This is a genomic window from Frondihabitans sp. PAMC 28766 (assembly GCF_001577365.1).
Classification (GTDB): Bacteria; Actinomycetota; Actinomycetes; order Actinomycetales; family Microbacteriaceae; genus Frondihabitans.
Genome location: NZ_CP014513.1, coordinates 3,380,980 through 3,403,186 on the forward strand (window position 1 = coordinate 3,380,980; position 22,207 = coordinate 3,403,186).

Below are 22,207 nucleotides of genomic sequence, written 5' to 3' on the forward strand. Positions count from 1 at the left end.
TGGAGAGGGTCACGAGGCGGCCTGGGCCGTTGCGGCGCGGCGGCGGAGCGACAGCGCAGACTCGACGAGCGACGCCGTGTACGGCTCGGCCGGCTCGTCGAAGATCCGGTCGGTGTCGCCGATCTCGATGAGGCGCCCGTCGTGGAGCACGCCGATCCGATCGGCTAGCTGCCGGACGACGGCGAGGTCGTGGGTGATGAAGAGGTAGGAGACCTGCGTGCGCTCCTGCAGCTCGATGAGGAGTTCGAGGATGCGCCGCTGGATCGACACGTCGAGGGCGCTCGTCGGCTCGTCGCACACGATCAGGGGCGTGCGGCCGGCGAACGCGCGGGCGATCGCGACGCGTTGCTTCTGGCCGCCGGACAGCTGGCTCGGCAGCTTGTCGAGCAGGTCGCGGCCGATGCCGGTGCGCTCGGCGAGCTCGTCGGCCGAGCCGTCGCCTCCGAGCAGCGTGATCGAGCGGGTCAGCACCTTGCGCACAGTGCGCCGGGGGTTGAGCGACGCGTCGGGGTTCTGGAAGACGACCTGCACCGGCGGCACGCCGCGCACGTCGTGGTCGATGTCGACGCTCCCGCCGTCGATGCGAGTGAGACCCGCGATCGCACGGCCGAGAGTCGTCTTGCCGCTGCCCGACTCCCCCACGATGCCGAGCACTTCGCCGCGGCCGATGGTGAGGGAGACATCGTCGAGGGCGAGTGAGTGCCCGTAGCGCCTGGTGAGGTTCGAGACCGTGACGAGAGGGGCGCTGCCGGCCGAGGGCGTCGCATCCTGCGGATTCTGTCCGCGCGGGGCGGAGACCGCCGGAGCGTGCCGGATGGTCGGGTCGGGCAGCGCCTCCACCATCGCCTTCGTGTAGGCGTGGCGGGGTCGCAGCAGCACCTCGGCCGCAGTGCCCTCCTCGACGAGCACGCCGTGGTTGAGCACACCGATGCGCGAGCAGTGCGCGGCGATCAACGGCAGGTTGTGGCTGATCAAAATGCTGGCGAAGCCGAGCTCGGCGCGCAGCCGGTCGATCAGCGCCATGATCGCGGTCTCGACCGTGGAGTCGAGGCCGGTGGTCGGCTCGTCGAGCAGCATCAGGGCGGGCTCGGCGGCCAGCGCCATCGCGATGACGACGCGCTGCTGCTGGCCGCCCGAGAGTTCGTGCGGGTAACGGCGCACCGCTTGGCTCGGGCGCGGCAGCCGCACCCGTTCGAGAGCCTCGAGGGTGCGATCGCGGGCCTGAACGCGAGTGGCGCCGTGCAGCCGATACACCTCGGCGATCTGATCGCCGACCGGCATCGTCGGGTCGAGGGCCAGCCCGGGCTCCTGGTAGACGACGGCCAGAGCACGGCCGCGGTAGTCGCGGAGGGCCTGGCGATCGAGGCCGAGCACGTCGACCCCGCCGACCTCCAGGGTGTCGGCGGTGATCTCGCTGCCGTCGGGCAGATAACGGGTGAGGGCGAGAACGGTGGTGCTCTTGCCCGATCCTGACTCCCCCACCAGCCCGTACGACTCTCCCGGCGCGATCTCGAACGAGACACCGGACACCGCTGGCGCGGACTCGATCCCGTTCGACGGGCGCGGATACCGGATGGTGAGGTTCTCGACCCGTGCGGCGACGGTCATCGCCAGACCTCCTTGAGGTTGTCGGCGATGAGGTGCACCGCGACGACCAGCGACGCGACGGCGGCCGCGGGGAAGAACACCGTCCACCAGGCGCTCTGGATGTAGATGCGGTTCTCGTTGATCTGGAGGCCCCAGTCGGGCGACGGCGGCTGCGAGCCGAGCCCGAGGAACGACAGCGACGCCGTGATGAACACCGCCGACGCGAGGCTCAGAGTCGCCTGGATGATGACAGTCGGCAGCACGTTCGGCAGCAACTCGCCGAACAGGATCCGGGCCGCCGACTCGCCCTGCAACCGCGCCGACGGCACGTAGCTGCGGCCCATCTCGGCCAGCACCGCGGCGCGGATGATCCGCGCGATGCCGGGCGCGAACACGACGCCGACGATCACAATCAGCGCCGGCGTCGAGGTGCCGAACGCCCCCGCCACGACGATCAAGAAGATGAGGGGCGGCAGGACGACGAGGATGTCGAACAGGCGCATCAGCCCGGTGTCGACCCAGCCCTTGAAGTAGCCGGCGACGAGCCCGAGCACGGTGCCGAGCACGGTGGCGAGGATTGCGCCGAGAGGCCCGATCAGAAGGGCCGTGTCGGCGCCGGCCAGGGTGCGGGCGAAGACCGAGCGGCCGAGGTTGTCGGTGCCGAACGGGTGAGTGGGGCTCGGCGGGGCGAGGGCCGCGCCCGAGTTGCCGAAGGGGTTCAAGCCGAACACGTGCCAGAGCAGGGCCGCGCCGATCCAGAACAGCACGATGACCGCGCTGATCACGAACGACGGCCGCCTCAGGAGACGCCGGATGCGCCGCCCGACGCTGCTGGGCGCGCGCCCGGTCACGATGTCGGCGTCGACGACCGGCAGGGCCTCCGGCGCGATCTCGTCGATGGCTGTCATCAGTCGGCGCTCCTCTCGAAGCGGATCCGCGGGTCCATCAGGATGAGTCCGATGTCGGTGAGCAGCAGCACGACCAGGGCGACGGCTCCCGTCACCATCACGCCGTCGGTGAGCAGCACGACGTCCTTCCGCTCGGCGGCGACCACGAGCAGCGCGCCGAGGCCCGGGTAGTTGAAGAGGGTCTCGACGATCGCACTGCCGCCGAGCAGGGCGCCGAGGTAGAGCCCGAGCAGCGAGAGCGTCGGCACGAGCGCATTGCGCACGACGTGGCGGGAGACGACGGAGACCGGCCCGAGCCCCTTGAGCACAGCCGCCCGGTGATACTGCGACGTGATCGCGCCCGCCGTGCCGGTGCGCACCATGCGGGTGAGCACCGCCAGGTAGGCGACGGCGAGGACGATCGCGGGCAGCACCATCACCTGCACCCGCTGCCCGAAGTCACCTGTCGCGGCCTGGCCCGACTGCACCGGCACCACGTGCACCCAGACGGCGAAGACGACGAGCAGGATCACACCGATCACGAACTCGGGCACGCTCGAGACCGCCATCAGCGCCACCGTGATCGCGCGGTCGCTGCGCTTGCCCTCGCGGTAGGCCTGGATCGAGCCGAGCACGACCGAGATCGGCACCATCAGCACGAAGGCGAAGAGGCCTAGCAGCACCGAGTTCAGGAGATACGAGATCACGAGTGGGCGCGAGGCCGTCTCGTAGACGAAGCTCGTGCCCCAGTGGCCCGAGACGAAGCCGCCCAGCCAGTGCAGGTAGCGCAGCCAGATCGGGCCGGCGAGACCGTTGTCGCGATCCCAGGCGGCGACCTGCGACAGCGTCGCGAACTGGCCGAGGGCATTGCGCCCCGGGTCGCCCGGCACGACCTGCACCAGCCAGAACGTCAGGATCGAGACGCCGAGCAGCACCAGGGGGATCTGGATCAGGCGTCTCCACAGGAGCGCGCCGAGCCGGCGCCCCGTCGACTCCGAGCGTTCGCTCTCGGTCGACGGGGCGATGGTGTCGCCCGCGATGCTGCTCGTCATCCGCGTCCTGCCTAGCTCGAGACCGAGATGCCGCGGAAGTCGAAGCCGCCGTTGAAGTTCTGCCCGTTGTCGAAAGTGCCCTGCACCTTCTTGCTCAGGTAGATGCCGTTCTTCTGGAAGGCGGTGATCACCATCGGCACGTCGGCCCACTGGATCTTCGCGATCTCGTTCGCAATCGTCTGGCGCTTGCTCTGGTCGGTCGTCGCCTCGTACTGGCCCGCCAGCGAGTCGAGCGTCTTGTTCGAGTAGTGCGACGCGTTCCAGACGCCACCGGACGCGTAGGCGAGGCTGACGAGCTGCGACGGCAGACGGTCCGCCCAGTCGGTGAGCGAGACCTCGGCATTCAGCCACGGCGTCGTGCTGTTGGAGCCGCCGTAGTACTGCGACTCGGGCTACACGTCGAGCTTCACGTCGAAGCCCTTGACCGCGTTCAGCTGCTGCTGGATCTGCTCGGCGAGCGGCTGCTCGGTCGTGTAGGTCGTGATCGTGAAGCTGACCGTCTTGCCGCCGAGGAGGCTCGCGACCTTCTTGGCGTCCAGCGATCGCTGCGTCAGGCCCGAGGGCTGCACCGCGTAGTCGGGGAAGGTCGCGAAGTCGTTGCCGAGCTTCGCGTCGTTGCCGTAGGACGTCTTGATGAGCGCCTTGCGGTCGAGCGCCCAGGCCACTGCCTGACGCACCTTCACGTCGTCGAAGGGCGCCTTAGTGGTGTTGAACGTGAGCCCGTCGAACTTCTCGTAGCCCTGCGTGAACGCGGTGTACGAGCCCTTCGCGAGTGCCGAAGTGACGGCTGGCGACTGGTTGATCTGGTCGACCTCACCGCTCTGGAACGCCAGCAGCTGCGACTGGGTGTCAGAGTAGAACTTGACGTCGATGCCGGTCAGCTTGACCTCCGACGCATCCCAGTAGTGCGGGTTCTTGACGTATGTGACGCCTTGCCCTGCGGTGTACTTCTTGAGCACGAACTGCCCGGCCCCCACCGGGTTGTCGATCCACTTCGCGTCGGCCGTACCGGCGGGCAGGATGTCGGTGTTCGCGCCGGTCAGCAGGTACGGGAAGTCGTCGTACTTCTGGTCGAGCGTGAAGACGACGTCGTTGCCGCTGCCGGCAGCTACCGACTTCAGCACCCCGGTGAACGCGCTGGCCGCGGGCGATTGGCTCTTCGGGCCGATGATGGCGTCGAACGACGAGACGACGTCGGCCGGGGTGACGGCCTTGCCGTCGGAGAACTCCGCGCCCTTCCGCAACTGCACCGTCCACGACAGGCCGTCCGCCGACGGCTTCCACGAGGTGGCGAGCTGCGGCTCGAGGGTGCCCGTGTTGCTTTCGATGACGAGGCCCGCCGATGCCAGACCGACGATGAACATCGCGTTGTAGTCGGACGACGTGACGGGGTCGATGTTGCCGGCGGGGGCGGCGAGCCCGAGCTGGTAGGTGCCGCCGGAGGCGGACGAGGAGGACGAGGCGGAGGGCGTCGAGCCGCTCGACGAGCACGCGGCCAGCGCCAGAGACGCGGTGGCGACGACGGCTGCGAGGGCGACGACGCGCGACCTCTTTCGGGGGAAGGGCATGTGCTGTGTGCTCCTGGGTCGGGGCGGGGGGCGAGGGCGCCCGGGGGTGGGTCCGACCATTAGAACGTCAACCCCGCCGGCACCCTCCCTCGCCCGTCACACAGCCGGCAACACGGTGCAACAACTCGTCATGTACGGGCGAGCCCTTGCGCCTCGGCCGGCGACGTGGTGCGCCGATCGGCGGCGTTCAGCGGGGCAGCGCTGAGCTCGGCGAGCACGGCGCGCGCGACGGCGTCGTTGTCGCGGAAGGCGAGCGCGTTGGTGCGGGGCCGCGAGAACGCGCCGACGAAGGGCGCCGACGTGAAGGGGCCGATCGCGAAACGGCGCGGGTGAGGCGAGCCGTCGGGGCGCAGGATCCGGGCATCCTCGCGCACCACTCGCAGCTTCCCCGTCCTCGCGACGTCGACGCCGTCCGACACCACGTGCTCCACCCCGAAGCCCCCGTCGATCAGCGATCGCAGGGCGGCGTTGTCGGTCGCCGTGACGCGCTCGGCGGGCAGCCAGGCGTCCACGAGGGCCCGGGCGGTCACAGTGAAGTCGGCACTCGTGCTGCGGGCGCGGAAGACGCCGCCCTCCTCGTCGGCCTCCACGTCAAATCCTGCGCCCAGGAAGGTGATCACCCCGGCCTCGGAGAGCGCGAGGATCTGCTCGAGGCGGGGCCCGGGCGGGCCGCTGGCGACGTAGCTGAACCAGCGCAGCCACCCGCCGCCGAGATCGCGCTCGCGCGAGGCCGCCGTCCAGTTCGGCGAATCGCCGATGGCGAAGAGGGCGCCGAAAGCACCGAGCAGCGACTGGAGGAGCCCCAGCGTCGCGCTGTGCTCCGGCAGCGTGCGGTGGGTGAGGTCGTCGCGGATGTACGCCCGCACGGTCTGCTGCAGCTCGGCCTCGCTCACCCCCTGGACGTCGGCGAGCGGGCGGTCGAACCGCAGGAGGTCGAGCCGGTCGCCGTCGTCGACGACCGCCTCGGCCACCAGGGCGCGGAGATCGTCGCCGAACGGGTCGAGAGGGTCGAACCGCCGGGCGAACTCCGCCCATGGCACGTGCACGCGGTCGGGGTGGCCGGTGAAGAGCTCGGCGTAGTAGCCGTGCAGCAGCTCTTTGGCGATGGCGGGGAAGACGTGCTCGCGGAAGTCGAGCTGAGGGTGGGCTGCCGCGATCCCGACGGCGATCTCCGGAGTGAAGTAGCGCGGCTGCGGCCGCTCGCCGACGATGCTCGACGTGACCTTCGAGTGGTACGGCACGCCGCGGCCCGAGCCGATGACGACGTGAGGCTCACGACCGGATGGCCGATAGCAGACGGCCCCGTCGCTGCCGACGGGCTCGAAGCGGCCGCCGCGGCCCTCCCCCAGCAGCACGATCAGGTCGATCGCCGCCAGGCCGAACCCGCGCACGATGACCGTCTCGCCGGGCCCGACGGCGCTGAGGTCGGCGTCGGCCGTGAAAGACGGCGGCAGGTAGAAGACACCCTTGCGGCGGGCGAAGTCGACCAGCGCGCCCTGCTCACGGTCGGGCTCGCTGCCCGAGTGGCCGAGAGCGTAGACGACGGCATCGGCGACGATCTCGTCGGGCGCGGTCTCGTCGTCCGCTGTCACGTCGGCCGCGGCCACGTCGGCCGCTGTCACGTCGCCCGTGTCGAGCTCGACGCGCTGCCGACCGTCCGGTAGATCGTCGACTGTCGTCGCGCGCGCCCGGTGCGACGTCACCGTCACGCCGTCCGGCAGGCGCGACACCGTGCGGCGGTGGAACCAGTCGAGGTAGAGGCTCTGCAGCCGCCGGGTCGGGAAGGAGCGGTGGCCGAAGCGGGCCAGCTCGTCGGCGAGCTCCGGGTCGGTCGCCACCACGTCGGTGATCCTGCCGCCCCGGATGTCGTCGGCCCACTCGGCGAGCGACGGCCCCGGCACGACAGGCCCCTCGATCACGCTGGTCTCGTCGGTGAACATGGTGACGTCTTCGGCGAGCGAGTTGAGCATGAGCCGCGGCGATTGGTCGTGCCGCCACAGCCGGCCGGGCCCCGGCGGGAACGGATCGACGAGGTGCACGTCGACCGGTGGCCCGCCGTCTCGCCGGTGGTTCTCGACGAAGCGCTCGAGCCAGCCGACGCCGCGCGGGCCGGCGCCGATCACGACCACGGTCTGCGCGTCAGACACGCGCCGGCGTCTCGACGCGAGCGGTGACGTCGGCGCCACCGGTTGCGGGCACGTCGCCGCGTCGGGTCAACGGCGGGCGGAGACCCAGGTTCTCGCGCAGCGTGTCGGCGGGGTACTCGGTCCAGTAGACGCCGCGCTCCTGCAGCGCCGGCACGAGCTTGTCGACGATGTCGTCGAGGCCCGACGGCACCAGCCACGGCGTGATGTTGAAGCCGTCGACGACGTGCTCGCGCGAGAACGGCACGAGCTCGTCGGCGATGCTGTCGGCCGTGCCCGCGAAGCCACGCCTGGTACCGATCTCGATGACGAGCTCACGGATCGACAGGCGCTTCGACTCGCTCAGCGCCCGCCACTGGTTCGCCGTGTCGAGTGCCTTCTGCGCCCGGAAGCCGGCGCCCCGGGTCTCTCCGGTCTCGTGCTGCACCGGGTCGAACGTGGGCAGAGGGCCGTCAGGATCGTGATCGGAGAGGTCGGTGCCCCACAGCGCCTCGACGAAGGCGACGGCCGTCTGCGGGGTGATCTGGTGCTCGCGCACCCAGCGCACCTTGTCGTCGACCTCGCCGAGGGTGTCGGCGACGATGAACTCCTGGCCGGGGAAGATCTTGAGGTCGTCGGCCGGGCGGCCCGCGGCGACGGTGCGGGCCCGGATGTCGGCAGCGAACTCCTTCGCATCGTCGAAAGTGCCGTGCGCCGAGAAGACCACCTCGGCGTACTTCGCCGCGAAGTCGCGCCCGTCGGGCGAGTCGCCCGCCTGGAAGAGGATCGGGTGCTGCTGCGGGCTGCCCGGCAGCGACCCGGCGGCGTCGACGTCGTAGTGGCGCAGTTCGTGGTGGAAGGGCGCGGGTGCGGCGCCCCAGCGGTCGGCGCGACGATCCGGCGCGATCTCGGCGGTCGGCCCGGCGAGAGCGCGGGCATCCCAGACCTTCCGCGCGATGTCGATGGCGTCGCCGGCCTGCCGGTAGCGGTCGGCGTGGTCGAGGTAGCCTCCGCGACGGAAGTTCGCCCCCGTCCACGCGTTGTCGGTGGTGACGACGTTCCACGCCGCGCGACCTCCGGAGATCACGTCGAGGCTCTGCAGGCGGTGCGCGAGGTCGACGGGATCGTTGTAGGTGGTGTTCTGGGTCGCGACCAGTCCGATGTGCTCGGTGATCGCCGCCAGCGCCGCCAGCTGTGTCAGCCCGTCGGGGCGCCCGGCGACGTCGAGGTCGTGCAGGTGACCGAGGTGCTCACGCAGGCGCAGGCCCTCGCCGAGGAAGAAGGCGGTGAAGAGCCCGCGCTCGGCCGTCTGGATCACACGGCGGAAGCTCTCGAACTCCGTCTGCGACCCGCTCTCCGGCGCGTTCCACACGGTCGAGTAGTTGACCCCCTGGAAGAAGATTCCGAACTGGATGCTCATCGTGCTGCTCCTGTCGAGGTGCGGGCGGGTTCGCTCGGCCGGGCGAAGCGGTTGGCCGGGCGGGGCAGGCCGAGGGTCTGCCGCAGGGTCGCGCCGACCTCCGGCGAACGGAAGACGCCCGACGCGCGCAGGCCCGGCAGCACCGCACGCCCGAGTTCGTCGAGGTCGATGTCGAGCACGGCCGGCAGGATCCTGACGCCGTCGACCACGTCTGCCAGCTCGGTCAGCAGGTGGCCGAGGCCGGCCGCGTCGCCGACGTAGCGGGCGTGGCGGGTGCGTGCCCACGGCGCCCACGCGTCAAGCTCGGCGAGCCGGGCGGTGGCGGTGCGGCCGGCGCGGTCGAGAGCGACCTCGAGCTGCAGCAGCAGGCGCACGTCGGGGCCGTGCTGTGCCCGGGCGGCAGCGGCCGCCTCGCGCACCGCGGCGGACGTGGTGGAAGCGCTGTCGAGCAGGGCGACGTCGACCTCGGCGCGCGTCCCGGCCTCGCCGACGACGATCACCTGGCCCTGGGGCGAGCGGGGCAGGAGGGCCGGGCCCTTGAGGGCGAACGAGCGCCCCTCGAAGTCGGCGTAGTGCACGCGGTCGCGGTCGAAGTAACGGCCCGTGGCTGTGTCGCGGATCACCGCGTCGTCCTCCCAGGTGTCCCAGACGCGGCGTACCGCCTCGACGACGTCGATGAGCTCGGCGTCGACGTCGGCGGAGCCACCGGCCAGCGCTTCGCGGCCGTGGCGGGCGGCGATGGCCGCGTCCGGGTCGCCCGCGACGATCCAGCCGGCTCGCCCGTGCGACGCGGTGTCGAGGCTGGCGAGCTGGGTCGCCACGTGGAAGGGCTCGTTGTAGAGCGCGTGCACCACCGGCACGAGGCCGATGGCACTGGTCGACGGCGCGCTGAACGCGGCGCGGATGCCGGCGTCGAGGCGGGCCGTGGGGCCGTCGACGTCGCGGGCGGGCAGCGGGTGGTCGTCGAAGGTGGCGGCGGTGAAGCCGGCTCGCTCGGCGGCGCGGATGCTGGTCGCGACCCAGCGGGCCGAGACGAGCTCGGCGGGCCGTGCGCTGCTCGCGCGCCACGCCGCCGGGTGCGCGCCCGCCTCGTCGATGTCGACGAAGATCGCGAAGCCCCGTTGGTCATTAGAGGTGCTCATCTTCAGCACAGTAGGCACGTTGCCGTCATCCCGCTGGGCCCCGTGACAAAAGTCGTCACACTCGCGCCTCCGGTCGGCGAGAGACCTACCGTGGAGTCATCGCGGCGTATCCAAGCGGTCGAAGGAAACGGTCTCATAGCCCGTCAAGCCGCAGGTTCGAATCCTGCCGCCGCGTCTCGCTCCACTGCGGTGGCGCGACTGCGTCCCCGTGCGCGACGACTAGGCGGGGGTGCGGCGGCCGGTGAGGCCGGCGCGCACGAGCAGGACGTAGACCTGGCAGCCGAAGCAGTAGTCGAAGACCGAGTTGAGGAAGGCCGCGACGAAGGCGAGGGCCGTCAGGGCGAGGAGGCCGCCGGGCACGCCGACGACCTGCAGCAGCAGGGCCACGACCGTGATGACGAAGCCGATGGTCTGCGCGAACGTCGGCGGCTTCGGGCTCTCGAGGTGCGTGGGTGCGCCGAGACGCGGGCGGATCACGGCGGCGAAGAACCGGCCGTAGGGGTGCCGCTGCACGCCGGCGAACGCACCCCAGGCGAAGAGCGCCGTCACGACAGCCACGATGATGAACTCGGGGCGCGCGACGCGGCCACCGACGGTCGACGGCAGCGAGAAGCCGTCGAGCAGCCCGACGGCGAGAGCCACGAGCACCAGCACCGCCGTGATGCCGGCGCCGAAGCGGGGGCCGCGCGGGTCGATGCCCTTCTCGCCGGGGGCGGCGACGAGGGCCTGTTTCGAGGGGGCGAGCTGGGTCACGAGTGTTCTCCTGTCGGGGCGGCGGCCACGAGGTCGTCGAGGGTGGCGCGCAGCTCGGGGATGCGCGGGGCGCCGCCGACTCGGGCGCGGATCGTGCCGCCTCCGTCGAGCAGCAGGGTGGTCGGAGACTGCAGGATGCCGAAGCGGCTCGCGACGTCCGGCCGGTGAGTGATGTCGACGTCGATGTGCCGCACGCCCGGGAGGGCAGCGGCGAGGCGCTCGAGCTGGACCCCGGTGGCGACGCAGGGCGAGCAGAACTCCGTCGAGAACTGCAGGAGCGTCGCGACCGTGCCGCCGTGCTCGCCGGGTGCGAGGTCGGACACGGTGACCGACTCGGATCCTGCGGCCTGTCGCGCGCGGCCCGTCGTGGCGCGCCAGACGAGACCTGCTGCGGTCGCGACCACCAGCAGTGCGACGAGGAGACCGACGACGACGAGCGGATTCATGGTGCAGCAACGCTAGCGTCGGCGCTCTTGCCCGCGCGGATGTGTCCGATCATTACGACCCCGAAGGCCTGCCTCTGGCTATCGCAGGGTCGGGGGTCCAGGCTGTCGCCACCATCCCCACCCGACCCGAGGAGCACCAGATGAGCGTCACCGACGAGCTGCTGACGAACAACGAGGCCTACGCGGCGGAGTTCTCGGGGCCTCTGCCCCTGCCGCCGTCGAAGCACGTCGCGGTGGTCGCGTGCATGGACGCACGGCTCGACGTCTATCGCCTCCTGGGCCTGAAAGAGGGCGAAGCCCATGTCATCCGCAACGCGGGCGGGGTCATCACCGAAGACGAGATCCGGTCGCTCGCGATCAGCCAGCGCCTGCTCGGCACCGAAGAGATCATCTTGATCCACCACACCGACTGCGGCATGGTCACGTTCACCGACGACGCGTTCAAGCAGTCGATTCAGGATGACACCGGCATTCGGCCAGCCTGGGCCGCCGAGGCGTTTTCGGATGCCGAGGCCGACGTGGTTCAATCACTGCATCGGATCCAGTCCAATCCCTTCATCCCCCTGAAAGACCACGTGCGCGGATTCGTCTTCGACGTGGCGACAGGCAGACTCAACGAGGTGACAGCCTGATGGCACGCATTCACAACGACATCACCGAGGTCTTCGGCAACACTCCGCTCGTGCGGCTCAACCGGGTGGCCGACGGGCTCGGGGCCACGGTGCTCGCGAAGCTCGAGTTCTACAACCCCTCCGCCAGCGTCAAGGATCGCCTCGGCGTCGCCATCGTCGACGCGGCCGAGGCCGCGGGGGTGCTGAAGCCGGGCGGCACCATCGTCGAGGGCACGTCGGGCAACACCGGCATCGCCCTGGCGCTGGTCGGAGCAGCCCGTGGCTACAAGGTGATCCTCACCATGCCCGAGACCATGAGCAAGGAGCGCCGCCAGCTGCTTCGGGCGTACGGCGCTGAGCTCGTGCTCACGCCCGGGCCCGCCGGCATGAAGGGCGCCGTCGACAAGGCGGCCGAGATCGTCGCGTCCACGCCCGGCGCCGTCGCTGCGCTGCAGTTCGAGAACGAGGCCAACCCGGCCATCCACTACAGGACGACCGGTCCCGAGGTCTGGAACGACACCGACGGGGCCGTCGACATCTTCGTCTCGGGCATCGGCACCGGCGGCACGATCACCGGCACCGGCCGCTACCTGAAAGAGAAGAAGCCGGCGGTGCAGATCGTCGGCGTCGAGCCCGCCGAGTCGCCCATTCTCAACGGCGGGTCGCCCGGGCCGCACAAGATCCAGGGCATCGGCGCGAACTTCGTGCCCGACGTGCTCGACCGCGAGGTGTACGACGAGATCATCGACGTCGACATCGCCACTTCCGTCTCGGTCGCCCGGCGACTCGCCAACGAAGAGGGCATCCTGGCGGGCATCTCGTCGGGTGCGACGGTGCACGCCGCCCTGCAGCTCGCGGCCCGGCCCGAAAACGCCGGCAAGACGATCGTCGTGATCGTGGCCAGCTATGGCGAGCGGTACCTCTCGACCGTGCTGTACGAGGACCTCGTCGACTGAGCCCTGGCCCGGTGCCGAGTCGCCCGGCCGGTACCGGCCCTGGCACCAGTACCGCGCCGACCCCGGTAGCGGCCCCGGTACCGGCTCGCCCCGGCCTCGGTGCCTCGGGGTGAGCGAGCCTTGGCGAGAGTTGCTCTTGCTTTTGTGGTGCTCAACTACGTAGTTGAGCGGCCTCCTGGTCGACACGCCGCCAGACGGCCGACGCTGCTTTCGCGAAATCGCACTTCGGCCCGCCGCGCCGGTGGTCGACCGGCCGAAGTACGATCTCACGGCGGCGGGCGAGCGGCCGCGCCGCGAGGTGGCCCGTCCGACCACGCAGGTGCCAGCCACTCGCACGACGGGCCACCTCGCGCGAGGGGGCCCGGACGACGAGGTGCGCCGCATCTTCGAGACGACCTTCTTCGGCACGGTGCGCCTGTCGACGTGCCGAAGGTCAGCGCCGAGAGCGTCGTCGCCGCGGCCTACGACGGCGTCGCGACGGGAGCCCTCGAGGTGCCGGCCGACGACTCGACCCGCGAGCTGAAGGCCGCGCTCAGCACACCCGGCGAGCAGCTCTACCGTTGATGGCCGAACAGCTCAAGGCGTTCGTCGCCTGATCCGACGGGAGGGGTGACCTGCGGCTCGCACCGCCCTACAGTGGGGCCGTGGCACGGTTTCGGGGGGAGGCGGACGACGCTCGACGAGCGCCGTCCTCTCCGGGGTCACCCCGGGGGACGCAGAACGACCAGCAGCACACGCCCCGAGAGGCTCGGCGCGCTTCGCGCGCTCGACCTCACGGACGCATCGACGGGTCCCCCCGAAACCGTGGCCACACCCCACTCGCGGTAGTCGCGCAGGCCCTCGCCGATGCCTTCCTCGCCGCCCCCGAGTGGACGATCCCGGCTCTCGACGAGGCCGGCTTCGCGACGGTGGGGGTGGTGCGGCCGTTCGTGCGCGTGACGGTCGTCACGGCGCTGGAGGCCTACCCGCGGCCGCCGCGCGATGCCCCGCGGCAGCTCGCCGCCGTGATCCTGCGCTCCCCGCGCGTCGTCGATCTGTTCGAGGCGCGAGCGGCCACGAATCCTGTGCGGGTGGTCTCGCGGTCCGTCGGCCCCGTCGAGGCCCGCGCCGACCACGAGACAGCCAGCCGACTGCTGGTCGACACCGTGCCGGCCCTGGCCCGCGAGCTCGACCTGACCGTCGGGCGGCTGCTCTGGCTCGCCGACACCCGCGGCTGGAACCGCACCGCCGCCGAAGGCCCGCTGCACCACTACCGCTACGAGTGGCTGGCCCGGCCCGGTCGAACCCCTCGCCTGCTCGAGAAGCCGCTGCACCGGCTGAAGACGACTCAGCGCACGATCCTCGACGACCTGCTCACGGCTCTGCCGGTGCACGACGCGGCCCACGGCTTCGTCACGGGTCGAAGCGCCGTCACGGGCGCCGCCCTCCACGTCGGTCAGGACGTCGTGATCAGCGCCGACCTCACCTCGTTCTTCCCGTCCGTCCGGGCGGGCAGCGTCTACGGCGTCTTCCGCGACGCGGGGTTCGCCGAGCCGCTCGCGCATCTGCTCACCGGTGTCTGCACGCATCGGGTGCCCGTCGGCATCCTGTCGGCCATGCCGCCCGGAGGCTCGCCCGACGAGCGATTCGCCCTGCGGCAGAGGCTGTCGGCAGCGCACCTCCCCCAGGGTGCCCCGACGTCGGCCGCTCTCGGCAACCTCGTGCTGCGCCATCTCGACGCCCGGCTCGCGGGGTGGGCGAAGAGCGCAGGATCCGTGTACTCGCGCTACGCAGACGACCTCACCTTCAGCGGCGGCGCGAGCCTCGCCTCACGCGCCGACGCCTTCGCCCGCGGCGTCGACCGCATCGTCGCCGACCAGGGCTACGCGCTCAACCCGCAGAAGACCCGGGTGCGGCGCCAGGGTGTCCGGCAGAGCGTGACGGGCGTCGTCGTCAACGAGCGGACGAGCGCAGGGCGGCGCGAGTACGACCTGCTGAAGGCGACTCTGCACAACTGCCTGCGCGACGGCCCCGCCCGGCAGAACCGTGGCGGCCGCCCCGACTTCCGCGCCCACCTCGCGGGCCGCGTCGGCTGGTTCGAGCAGTGCAACCCCGAGCGCGGTGCGCGCCTCCGCTCTCTGTTCGAGCAGATCGCCTGGGCCTGATCGGGGCGGCGGACACTCCCGAGAGCGACAAGTGCACCGCGAATTCGCCTCGCAGTTGTCGCTTTCGGTCGCGCCGGCCCGGAGCCGCGCGGCCGCGCTCAGGTGGTGCGCACGTCGGTCGACGCGAAGCCGTCGACGAGGGTGGGCCGCCCGGCCCGCTGCCGTTCGACGAACAGCACGATCGACGCGGCGATGGTGCGGCGCTCGGGGCCGGTCAGCACATGGTGGTCGCCCTCGGGCACCAGACGCAGCGACCCGAAGGGCAGCTGCGAAGCCCATGAGACCGCGTCGGCGACGCCGGTGACGTCATCGGAGTCGCCATGGAAGACCAGGGTCGGCACCAGGATGTCGTGGGGGCGGGCAGCCGGATGCCGACGGGCAGCCGGGTCTGCCGCGGCGCCTGGCCGGGGAAGGCCTCCTCGAACGCGGTGAAGTCGGCCACCGTCACGGTCGAGGGCCGCGAGGCCGGAGTGACCAGGTTGCCCAGCACGGCGGCGGCGACGTGAGCCTCCCCGCGGGCGACGAGCCCAGCCACGAGAGCCGACCCGAGGTCGGAGCCGATGAGCACGAGTGGCCCCGTGAGGCCGCGGTCTTCGAGCACCCGCAGCACGCCGAGCTGGCTCGATTCGGTGTCGACCGACACATCGTCGAAGATCGTGACTCTGAAGCCGGTCAGCAGCAGCTGATCGGTCAGCAGGTCGAAGTCGGACGCCTGCTCGCCGAGGCCCCCGAGCACGACGACGTTGCCCCGAACCTCACCCCTCGGCTCTCGGACGCTGTCCGGAAACGATCCTGCGCTGAAGCCACTCATCGGGTTCCCCTGTCTCTGTGCGTGCTGCTCCATCGTCACCCCCTGCGACCGCGGGGCTCGAAGTGTGACGATTCGAGACGCTTCATGACGCGACGACTCGGCTCGACTTGCGCTCGCTGCCAGCCACCCGCCGTCCGGCGCACGCGTCAGGTGCGCAGCCAGGCGTCGGCGAGCAGTTCGTACGACCGCACCCGCGCGTCGTGGTCGTGCGTGATGGTGGTGACGAGCAGCTCGTCGGCGCCGGTGACGCGCTGCAGGGTCTCGAGCCGGGCGACCACCGTGGCGGGCCTGCCCACGAAGCGGGTGTCGAGGCGATCCTGCACCACCTCGAGGGCTTCGGCGTCGAGAGGGTTCGACAGGGCCTCGGTCGGCGTCGGATACGGGATCGCCCCGGCGCCCGCCCGGATCGAGTGCACCCACTGCCCGTAGCCGAGCCCGAGGTGCTCGGCGTCGGCGTCGGTCTCGGCGACGAGGGCGTCGACCGAGACGATCACGTGCGGCGTCGGCAGGATGCCCGGCACGAAGTGCTCGCGGTACGCCGCCACCGAGTCGAGCACTCCCGACGGCGACACGTGGTAGTTCGCCCCGTAGGGCAGGCCGAGCGCGCCCGCGATCCTGGCGCTCTCGCCCGCCGTCGAGCCGTGCAGCCACACGGCCGCACCGCTGCCTTCGGCGGGATGCACGGGAAGGTCCTCGCCCTGCGGGTCGAGGTAGCTGCCGGCGAAGAACGACAGGATGTCGTTCACCTGCTTCTCGAAGTCGTCGGCGTCGCCCGGCGTGCGGCCGAGCAGCTCGAACTGCACCCGGAACCGCTCGCGGTCGAACCGCAGGGCGCGTCTCGGCGGCACGACGAGGCCGTCGACGACGCGGGCGGCCTCAGGCGCCGTCACCGAAGCACGCTCGGGGCGCCCGCCGGCACGAGCGACGGCTCGACCGGGCGAGGGATTCCCGACCGCCCGAGCCCCAGGTCGAACCGCGGCCCGAAGAGCCCGGCTAGGGTGCCGAAGGCCTCCGCCACCTGGATCGGCTCGTAGTTGCCGAGGATCGTGGCCGCGGTGCCGAGCCGGATCAGGTCGGTCGCGGCACCGAGGGCGGCCAGCAGGGTGTGCGGCGCCGAGCCGGCGATACCGGGGTTCAGGTGATGCTCGGCGAGCCAGTAGCGGGCGTAGCCGGCGTCTTCGACGTGCTGGGCGAGATCGACGGTGTGGCGGAGCGCCGCTCGCGAGTCGTCGCCCGACACGATCGGCACCAGATCGAGCACCGCGAGCGGCACCCTCGGCGAGGCACCGGGGGTCACGCCGCGGGGCGTCGTCTCGGCGGCGCCCGGGCTCACGCGGCCACCGGCGTCGCACCCTGCCAGCCGAGGGCCGAGTCGGCCTTCTCGGCGAGATCAGACACGATCTGCTCGAGGTGCCTCTGCCGGATCCAGGCGCCGTCGAAGCCGAGCCGCTCGCCCAGCTCGAACAGGTCGAGGGTGTCTTCGAGCCCCGCCACGGGGTGGTCGTCGTCGAAGGTGCCGGGCGTCAGCAGCGCGATGCTCCGGAGGTTCGGCCGAGCGGAGGTCACTGGTTCACCGCCTCCCGCGCCAGCGAAGTCGCGCCGGGCACGACTGCCGGCAGCCCGAGGTTCTCGCGCAGGGTCGCGCCGTCGTCGTAGGCAGTGCGGTAGCTCCCGCGATCCTGCAGCTCGGGGATGACCTTCGCCACGAACTCGTCGAGGCCGCGGGGGTTGGTCGCCCCGACGATGACGAAGCCGTCGGTCGCGCGATCCTGCACGTAGTGGTCGATTTCGCTCGCGATGTCGGAGGCGGTGCCGACGAAGCTGTGCCGCCCCGACAGGGCGATGACGAGGTCGCGGATGCTGAGGTGCTCGGCATCGGCCTTCTCGCGCCACACCTTCGCGACAGCGAGCGGGTTCTCGTGGCGAACTCGCCCCCGGGTGATCTCGGCGTCGACGGACGGCTCGATGTCGGGCAACGGCCCGTCGGCGTCGTAGCCCGACAGGTCGCGCCCCCAGATCTGCTCGACGAAGGCGATCGCGGTCTGCGGGCTCACCTGCGCCAGGGACGTCGCGCGCGCCTTCTCCTGGGCGTCCGCGGTGCTGTCGCCGATGACGAAGGTGGCGCCGGGCAGGATCCGCAGCGACTCCTCGTCACGGCCGTGCGCGGCGAGCCGACCCTTGACGTCGTCGTAGAAGGCCTTCGCCTCGCCGAACTCGGAGTGCCGCGAGAAGATCACCTCGGCGTGCTGGGCGGCGAAGTCGCGCCCGTCGACCGAGTCGCCGGCCTGCACGACGACCGGGTGGCGCTGTGGGCTCACCGGCACCGAGAAGTACCCCTCGATGTCGAACTGGCCGCCGTGGTGCTCGACCCGCGCGATCGCTTCGGGGTCGAGGAAGCGCCCGGTCGCCTTATCCGCCACGACGGCGACGTCGGCCCAGCTGTTCCAGAGCTCTTTGGCGGTCGTCACGAACTCGGCCGCCCGCACGTAGCGGTCGGCGAGGTCGAGGTAGCCGCCGCGCCGGAAGTTCGCGCCCGTGAAGGCGTTCGACGATGTCACGACGTTCCACCCGGCCCGGCCGCCCGACAGGTGGTCGAGGCTCGCGAGCTGCTTGGCGAGCTCGTACGGCTCGTTGAACGTCGAGCTCAGGGTGCCGACGAGGCCGATGTGCTCGGTGACCCCGGCGATGGCGGCCAGGATCGACAGGGTGGCCGGCCGCCCGGCGACGTCCAGGTCGTGGATAAGCCCCTTCTGCTCGCGCAGCCGCAGCCCCTCGGCGAGAAGGAGATAGTCGAAGAAGCCCTTCTCGGCGTTCGCCGCGAAGTGCTCGAACGACTCGAAGTCGATCTGGCTGCCGGCGTCGGGGCCGCTCCAGATGGTCGTGTTGTTGACGCCCGGGATGTGGGCGGCGAGGTGGACCTGGCGTTTCGCGGTCATACGACGACCTCTTCCTGGCGGGTGGTGGAGCGGGTGGTGGCGTAGCGGTTCGGGGCGGGGGCGAGGCCGAGGCGCTCGCGGAACGTGGCACCGTCGGCGGATGAGTGGAGGCCGGCCTTCTCGAGAGCCGGGAGCAGCTCACCCGCGATGCGGTCGAGATCCTGCGGCAGTCGCGCGGGGCGCAGCCGGAAGCCGGCGTAGCCGAGGCCCTGCCAGGCACGGATGCGCTCGACGAGCCGGTCGACGGTGGTCGGCAGGATCACGGCGTCCGATTCGAGAGCGGATTCGGCTCTGTCGTCGAGCCGGGCCAGCGCGTCGCGCGCCGCCTGCTCGGTGTCGTCGAGCAGCACGAGCAGGTCGGCGTAGACGTGCAGCGGCGCACCGACGCGGCCGACGCGCGACTCGGCGTCGCGCACGGACTGCAGGATCGTGGAGGCGCTCGAATCGCCATCGGGCGTCACGTACACGATGTCCGCGCCGCGTGCCGCCAGTTCGTAGGGCTTGTCCTGGTGCGCCAGCAGCGTCACCGGCAGCTGCCCCTGCGGCGGTCTCGGCACGATGGACGCGCCGCTCACGCTGAACCACTCGCCCTCGAACTCGACGTTGTGGATGCGGTCGCGGTCGAGGTAGCGGCCGGTGGCGACCTCGCGAATGACCGCGTCGTCCTCCCAGCTGTCCCAGAGCCGGCGCACGACCTCGATCACGTCGGCGGCCTCGCCGAAGAGGTCGGCGATGAGCGCCTGGGCCTCCGGGCCGGCGAGATCCTCGCGGTCGAGAGGCTCGATGGTCCGGCGCCCGAACAGCGCCGCCTCCTCGGCGAGCGGGCTGGCCTGCACCCGCCAGCCGCCTCGACCTCGGCTGGCGTGGTCGAGCGTCTGAAGCCCCGTGGCGACGTGGAACGGCTCGGTGTGCGTCGTTGTGACCGTGGGAATGAGGCCGATGCGACTGGTCGACGGGGCGACGGCCGACGCGATCAGCAGCGCGTCGAGGCGCCCGCCGACCCGGTGCTCGTCGGGCGAGCCGCCGGCCGTGATGCTTCCGCCCTGCAGCAGGAAGGAGTCCTCCAGCGTGACGAAGTCGACGCCGCCCCTCTCGGCCCGGCCGATGAGGCCCCGCCAGTAGGGCAGCCGGGTGATCTTCTCGGGCGAGGCGGACTCCTCGCGCCAGGCGGCGGGGTGCCAGCCGGCGCCGGCGAGGGCGACGGCGATGACGACGTTCTCGGTCATGCTGATTCCTTTCGTTGTGCCGTGCGACCCGATCCGGGGATCGCGTCGATGAGCTCGCGCGTGTACTTTTCGGTCGGGGCGGTCAGGATGTCGGCGGTGAGGCCGGTCTCGACGATCCGGCCGGCGCGCATGACGCCGACACGGTCGGAGATCTGACGCACGACGGCGAGGTCGTGCGTGATGAACAGGTAGCTGAGGTGGTACTCGGTCTGGAGATCCGTGAGGAGAGCCAGGATCTGAGCCTGCACCGAGACGTCCAGAGCCGACACGGCCTCGTCCAGCACCAGCAGCTCGGGTTGCAGCGCCAGCGCCCGGGCGATCGCGACCCGCTGCCGCTGGCCGCCCGACAGCTCGGCGGCCCGCCGTCCGAGGTAGGCCTTCGGCAGGGCGACGTCGTCGATCAGCCGGGCGACCCGTTCGGCTCGCGACGCGGCCGTCCCGACCCGGTAGGCCCGCAGCGGCTCCTCGATGACGGCCTCTATCGTGAAACGCGGGTCGAGCGACGCGTACGGGTTCTGGTAGACGAGCTGGAAGCGGCGACGCAACTGACGGAGGTCTTCGCGGCGGGCCGCCGTGTAGTCGACACCGTCGAGAGACAGCGACCCGGAGGTCGGCTCGTCCAACCGCGTCACGAGCCGCGCGGTCGTGCTCTTGCCCGAGCCCGACTCCCCTAACAGGGCGAACGTCTCGCCGCGGGCGATCTCGAAGCTCACGCCGTCGACGGCTGCGAGCGGGCGGTGGCGCGCGCCCGGCAGGGTGAACTCCTTGCGGAGATCCCGGGCGGCCAGTAGCGGTCGCGTGTCGAGGTCGGCGGCCTGGCCCGTCGCCACCGCTTTCTCGCGGGCGCGGTCGGAAGCCACCAGGCGGCGCTCCGTGAGCGCCGGGGCTGCAGCGACCAGGGCGCGCGTGTAGGGGTGCTGTGGATTTTCGAGCACCGATCGGGCAGCGCCCTGCTCGACGATGCGGCCGTGCTGCATCACGATCACTCGGTCGGCTCGATCGGCGGCGACGGCGAGATCGTGCGTGATCAGCAGGATCGCGGTGTTCCGTTCTCGGGCGAGCGTGTCGATGTGGTCGAGAATCTGCCGTTGCACGGTCACGTCGAGAGCGCTCGTCGGTTCGTCGGCGATGACCAGCTCGGGGTCGGCCGCGAGGGCCGTGGCGATCAGCACGCGCTGCTTCATGCCGCCGGAGAGCTGGTGCGGATACTGCTTCGCGCGGGTCTCCGGTTCGGGGATGCCGGCGAGGGCGAGCAGTTCGACGGCTCGCCGCTCGGCCCCGCGTCGGCTGGCGAGCTTGTGGATGCGCAGCACCTCCGCCACCTGCGCGCCGACCTTCGCGACCGGGTTCAGCGAGACGCCGGGATCCTGCGGGATCAGCGAGATGCGTCGCCCCCGGATCTCCTGCCACTCCGACCGGCTGAGATCCGTCAGGGTGGCGCCGTCGAGGGCGAGAGTGTCACTCGAGACCCGCGCGTTCGCGGCGAGCAGGTTGATGACGGCATGGGCGGTGGTCGTCTTGCCCGAGCCGGACTCCCCGACGATGGCCACCGTCTCGCCGCGCTGGAGATCGAAACTGACTCCGTGAACGGCCTCGACCTGCCTCGAGCCGACGATGTAGCCGACCGACAGGTTCTTGACCGAGAGCAGGGGCTGGTCGCTCATCGTCGGGCCCCCTCTTTCTCGAACGCACGACTGATCCGGTTGGTGGCGATGACGAGCAGGACGATAACGACACCGGGAAGGGTCGTCAGCCACCAGGCGAGCGACAGGTAGTTGCGGCCGTCGGCGATGATCGAGCCCCACTCCGGCGTGGGTGGCGGGGCGCCGAAGCCCAAGAAGCTCAGCGCCGAGATGGCCAGCACCGCGGTGCCGAACTCGAGGGCTGCGAGAGCCAGGACAGGCCCGAGCGAGCCCGGCAGGACGTGACGGCGCAGGATGGTGAACCAGCGGACCCCCGAGGATCGCGCCGCCTCGACGTAGAGCGACGTGCTGACCGTCAGGGCCTCGGCCCGCATGACCCGGGCGAAGGTGGCCGTGCTGGCGAAGCCGACGGCCACGGCGACGTTCACGGTGCCGAAGCCGAGCGAAGTGATGATGGCCAGCGAGAGCATGATGGCCGGGATCGCCAGCACGACGTCCATGATCCGCATGATCACGTCGTCGACGACGCCGCGCACGAACCCGGCGACAAGACCGAGGGCGGCCCCGCTGACGAGCGCGATGGCCACGGCGAAAGCCGACGAGGCGAGTGACGACGACGCGCCGTAGATCATCCGCGACCACACATCGCGGCCGAGGTCGTCCGTGCCGAAGAGGTGCGCGGCGCTCGGCGCCTGGAAGCGATCGAGGATGTTCGCGTGGATCGGGTTCGAGTGGGCGAACGCCTGCGGCACCACGGCCCAGGCGAGGACGAACAGGACGAAGAGCACGGACAGGGTCACGCTCGGCCGGCGGAGGGCTCGACCGAAGAGGCGCAGCGACCACGTGCTGCTGCGCCGTGGGGCGAAGGACTCGTCGGTCCGCAGGGCATCGAGGGAAGTCAT

The 22,207-nt window shown here is 71.2% G+C and carries 24 protein-coding genes and 1 tRNA gene; 6 read left to right on the plus strand and 19 right to left on the minus strand.

Annotated features, from left to right (window positions below):
- Positions 1 to 9: 9 nt before the first annotated feature.
- From AX769_RS16145 to AX769_RS25750, 4 genes are read right to left on the minus strand one after another with little or no spacing between them, the layout of a single operon-like run.
- Entirely contained in the window at positions 10 to 1,608 is a 1,599-nt protein-coding gene (locus tag AX769_RS16145; protein ID WP_066281397.1) for an ABC transporter ATP-binding protein, read from the minus strand.
- Positions 1,605 to 2,495 carry an ABC transporter permease gene (locus AX769_RS16150; protein ID WP_066281399.1) on the minus strand — a complete coding sequence of 297 codons (891 nt, stop codon included), beginning with the start codon at positions 2,493 to 2,495 and terminating at the stop codon, positions 1,605 to 1,607. Before AX769_RS16150 ends, AX769_RS16145 begins: the two co-directional genes overlap by 4 nt.
- A complete protein-coding gene (locus tag AX769_RS16155) occupies positions 2,495 to 3,526 on the minus strand; it encodes an ABC transporter permease (protein WP_066281400.1) in 1,032 nt (343 codons plus the stop codon). The genes AX769_RS16150 and AX769_RS16155 overlap by 1 nt, the downstream gene beginning before the upstream one ends.
- An 11-nt stretch (positions 3,527 to 3,537) precedes the next feature.
- A complete protein-coding gene (locus tag AX769_RS25750) occupies positions 3,538 to 3,660 on the minus strand; it encodes a hypothetical protein (RefSeq protein WP_255359402.1) in 123 nt (40 codons plus the stop codon).
- Here AX769_RS25750 and AX769_RS25755 point away from each other — a divergent pair.
- A complete protein-coding gene (locus AX769_RS25755) occupies positions 3,650 to 3,775 on the plus strand; it encodes a hypothetical protein (RefSeq protein WP_255359403.1) in 126 nt (41 codons plus the stop codon). The genes AX769_RS25750 and AX769_RS25755 overlap by 11 nt on opposite strands.
- Before the next feature lie 143 nt (positions 3,776 to 3,918).
- Here AX769_RS25755 and AX769_RS16160 read toward each other — a convergent pair whose 3' ends face one another.
- The 4 genes from AX769_RS16160 to AX769_RS16175 all read right to left on the minus strand — a co-directional run bounded on the left by AX769_RS16160 (position 3,919) and on the right by AX769_RS16175 (position 9,779).
- Entirely contained in the window at positions 3,919 to 5,094 is a 1,176-nt protein-coding gene (locus tag AX769_RS16160) for an ABC transporter substrate-binding protein (protein ID WP_066281405.1), read from the minus strand.
- A 128-nt stretch (positions 5,095 to 5,222) separates the two neighbouring features.
- Positions 5,223 to 7,241: an FAD/NAD(P)-binding domain-containing protein gene (locus AX769_RS16165; RefSeq protein ID WP_082764099.1), complete on the minus strand. Its 2,019-nt coding sequence runs from the start codon at positions 7,239 to 7,241 to the stop codon at positions 5,223 to 5,225.
- The gene (locus tag AX769_RS16170) at positions 7,234 to 8,637 is read right to left on the minus strand and encodes an NtaA/DmoA family FMN-dependent monooxygenase (protein WP_066281410.1); all 1,404 of its coding nucleotides are present in this window, start codon (positions 8,635 to 8,637) and stop codon (positions 7,234 to 7,236) included. The genes AX769_RS16165 and AX769_RS16170 overlap by 8 nt, the downstream gene beginning before the upstream one ends.
- A complete protein-coding gene (locus tag AX769_RS16175) occupies positions 8,634 to 9,779 on the minus strand; it encodes an LLM class flavin-dependent oxidoreductase (RefSeq protein WP_066283861.1) in 1,146 nt (381 codons plus the stop codon). The genes AX769_RS16170 and AX769_RS16175 overlap by 4 nt, the downstream gene beginning before the upstream one ends.
- Positions 9,780 to 9,879: 100 nt before the next feature.
- Between AX769_RS16175 and AX769_RS16180 the strand changes: the two genes are divergently transcribed.
- Positions 9,880 to 9,954 (plus strand) — tRNA-Met (locus AX769_RS16180).
- Between the two features lie 44 nt (positions 9,955 to 9,998).
- Here the strand turns inward: AX769_RS16180 and AX769_RS16185 are convergent.
- Complete coding sequence (locus tag AX769_RS16185; protein WP_066281415.1) at positions 9,999 to 10,532, minus strand: DUF4395 domain-containing protein; 534 nt, start codon at positions 10,530 to 10,532, stop codon at positions 9,999 to 10,001.
- The gene (locus tag AX769_RS16190; protein WP_066281417.1) at positions 10,529 to 10,978 is read right to left on the minus strand and encodes a thioredoxin family protein; all 450 of its coding nucleotides are present in this window, start codon (positions 10,976 to 10,978) and stop codon (positions 10,529 to 10,531) included. Before AX769_RS16190 ends, AX769_RS16185 begins: the two co-directional genes overlap by 4 nt.
- Before the next feature lie 140 nt (positions 10,979 to 11,118).
- Between AX769_RS16190 and AX769_RS16195 the strand changes: the two genes are divergently transcribed.
- The 4 genes from AX769_RS16195 (at position 11,119) to AX769_RS16205 (ending at position 14,689) form a co-directional block, all read left to right on the plus strand.
- Positions 11,119 to 11,610, plus strand: a complete 492-nt coding sequence (locus tag AX769_RS16195) for a carbonic anhydrase (protein ID WP_066283862.1) — start codon at positions 11,119 to 11,121, stop codon at positions 11,608 to 11,610.
- On the plus strand, positions 11,610 to 12,545 hold the full coding sequence (gene cysK, locus AX769_RS16200) for a cysteine synthase A (RefSeq protein WP_066281419.1): 936 nt from the start codon (positions 11,610 to 11,612) through the stop codon (positions 12,543 to 12,545). Before AX769_RS16195 ends, cysK begins: the two co-directional genes overlap by 1 nt.
- Positions 12,546 to 12,968: 423 nt before the next feature.
- The gene (locus AX769_RS24145; protein ID WP_157887675.1) at positions 12,969 to 13,109 is read left to right on the plus strand and encodes a hypothetical protein; all 141 of its coding nucleotides are present in this window, start codon (positions 12,969 to 12,971) and stop codon (positions 13,107 to 13,109) included.
- Positions 13,110 to 13,189: 80 nt separating this feature from the next.
- On the plus strand, positions 13,190 to 14,689 hold the full coding sequence (locus tag AX769_RS16205; RefSeq protein WP_157887676.1) for a reverse transcriptase family protein: 1,500 nt from the start codon (positions 13,190 to 13,192) through the stop codon (positions 14,687 to 14,689).
- A 98-nt stretch (positions 14,690 to 14,787) separates the two neighbouring features.
- Here AX769_RS16205 and AX769_RS24150 read toward each other — a convergent pair whose 3' ends face one another.
- From AX769_RS24150 to AX769_RS16240, 9 genes are all read right to left on the minus strand, one after another.
- Positions 14,788 to 14,931: a hypothetical protein gene (locus AX769_RS24150; RefSeq protein WP_157887677.1), complete on the minus strand. Its 144-nt coding sequence runs from the start codon at positions 14,929 to 14,931 to the stop codon at positions 14,788 to 14,790.
- Positions 14,904 to 15,500, minus strand: coding sequence for a hypothetical protein (locus AX769_RS16210; RefSeq protein ID WP_066281422.1), 597 nt, complete (start codon positions 15,498 to 15,500; stop codon positions 14,904 to 14,906). The genes AX769_RS24150 and AX769_RS16210 overlap by 28 nt, the downstream gene beginning before the upstream one ends.
- Before the next feature lie 146 nt (positions 15,501 to 15,646).
- Positions 15,647 to 16,390, minus strand: coding sequence for an LLM class flavin-dependent oxidoreductase (locus AX769_RS25385; RefSeq protein WP_239451824.1), 744 nt, complete (start codon positions 16,388 to 16,390; stop codon positions 15,647 to 15,649).
- Positions 16,387 to 16,833: an LLM class flavin-dependent oxidoreductase gene (locus tag AX769_RS25390; protein WP_239451825.1), complete on the minus strand. Its 447-nt coding sequence runs from the start codon at positions 16,831 to 16,833 to the stop codon at positions 16,387 to 16,389. The genes AX769_RS25385 and AX769_RS25390 overlap by 4 nt, the downstream gene beginning before the upstream one ends.
- Positions 16,830 to 17,066, minus strand: a complete 237-nt coding sequence (locus AX769_RS16220) for a hypothetical protein (RefSeq protein ID WP_066281425.1) — start codon at positions 17,064 to 17,066, stop codon at positions 16,830 to 16,832. The genes AX769_RS25390 and AX769_RS16220 overlap by 4 nt, the downstream gene beginning before the upstream one ends.
- Entirely contained in the window at positions 17,063 to 18,436 is a 1,374-nt protein-coding gene (locus AX769_RS16225; RefSeq protein ID WP_066281427.1) for an NtaA/DmoA family FMN-dependent monooxygenase, read from the minus strand. The genes AX769_RS16220 and AX769_RS16225 overlap by 4 nt, the downstream gene beginning before the upstream one ends.
- The gene (locus AX769_RS16230) at positions 18,433 to 19,662 is read right to left on the minus strand and encodes an LLM class flavin-dependent oxidoreductase (RefSeq protein ID WP_066281430.1); all 1,230 of its coding nucleotides are present in this window, start codon (positions 19,660 to 19,662) and stop codon (positions 18,433 to 18,435) included. Before AX769_RS16230 ends, AX769_RS16225 begins: the two co-directional genes overlap by 4 nt.
- Positions 19,659 to 21,326, minus strand: coding sequence for an ABC transporter ATP-binding protein (locus AX769_RS16235; protein WP_066281433.1), 1,668 nt, complete (start codon positions 21,324 to 21,326; stop codon positions 19,659 to 19,661). Before AX769_RS16235 ends, AX769_RS16230 begins: the two co-directional genes overlap by 4 nt.
- Entirely contained in the window at positions 21,323 to 22,207 is an 885-nt protein-coding gene (locus AX769_RS16240) for an ABC transporter permease (RefSeq protein WP_082763869.1), read from the minus strand. Before AX769_RS16240 ends, AX769_RS16235 begins: the two co-directional genes overlap by 4 nt.

Coding starts and splice junctions, on each gene's coding strand:
- AX769_RS16145 (WP_066281397.1), bottom strand. CDS start 1,608: ATGACCGTCGCCGCACGGGTCGAGAACCTCACCATCCGGTATCCGCGC.
- AX769_RS16150 (WP_066281399.1), bottom strand. CDS start 2,495: ATGACAGCCATCGACGAGATCGCGCCGGAGGCCCTGCCGGTCGTCGAC.
- AX769_RS16155 (WP_066281400.1), bottom strand. CDS start 3,526: ATGACGAGCAGCATCGCGGGCGACACCATCGCCCCGTCGACCGAGAGC.
- AX769_RS25750 (WP_255359402.1), bottom strand. CDS start 3,660: ATGGTGATCACCGCCTTCCAGAAGAACGGCATCTACCTGAGCAAGAAG.
- AX769_RS16160 (WP_066281405.1), bottom strand. CDS start 5,094: ATGCCCTTCCCCCGAAAGAGGTCGCGCGTCGTCGCCCTCGCAGCCGTC.
- AX769_RS16170 (WP_066281410.1), bottom strand. CDS start 8,637: ATGAGCATCCAGTTCGGAATCTTCTTCCAGGGGGTCAACTACTCGACC.
- AX769_RS16175 (WP_066283861.1), bottom strand. CDS start 9,779: ATGAGCACCTCTAATGACCAACGGGGCTTCGCGATCTTCGTCGACATC.
- AX769_RS16190 (WP_066281417.1), bottom strand. CDS start 10,978: ATGAATCCGCTCGTCGTCGTCGGTCTCCTCGTCGCACTGCTGGTGGTC.
- AX769_RS16195 (WP_066283862.1), top strand. CDS start 11,119: ATGAGCGTCACCGACGAGCTGCTGACGAACAACGAGGCCTACGCGGCG.
- cysK (WP_066281419.1), top strand. CDS start 11,610: ATGGCACGCATTCACAACGACATCACCGAGGTCTTCGGCAACACTCCG.
- AX769_RS16210 (WP_066281422.1), bottom strand. CDS start 15,500: ATGAGTGGCTTCAGCGCAGGATCGTTTCCGGACAGCGTCCGAGAGCCG.
- AX769_RS16225 (WP_066281427.1), bottom strand. CDS start 18,436: ATGACCGCGAAACGCCAGGTCCACCTCGCCGCCCACATCCCGGGCGTC.
- AX769_RS16230 (WP_066281430.1), bottom strand. CDS start 19,662: ATGACCGAGAACGTCGTCATCGCCGTCGCCCTCGCCGGCGCCGGCTGG.
- AX769_RS16235 (WP_066281433.1), bottom strand. CDS start 21,326: ATGAGCGACCAGCCCCTGCTCTCGGTCAAGAACCTGTCGGTCGGCTAC.
- AX769_RS16240 (WP_082763869.1), bottom strand. CDS start 22,207: ATGACTTCCCTCGATGCCCTGCGGACCGACGAGTCCTTCGCCCCACGG.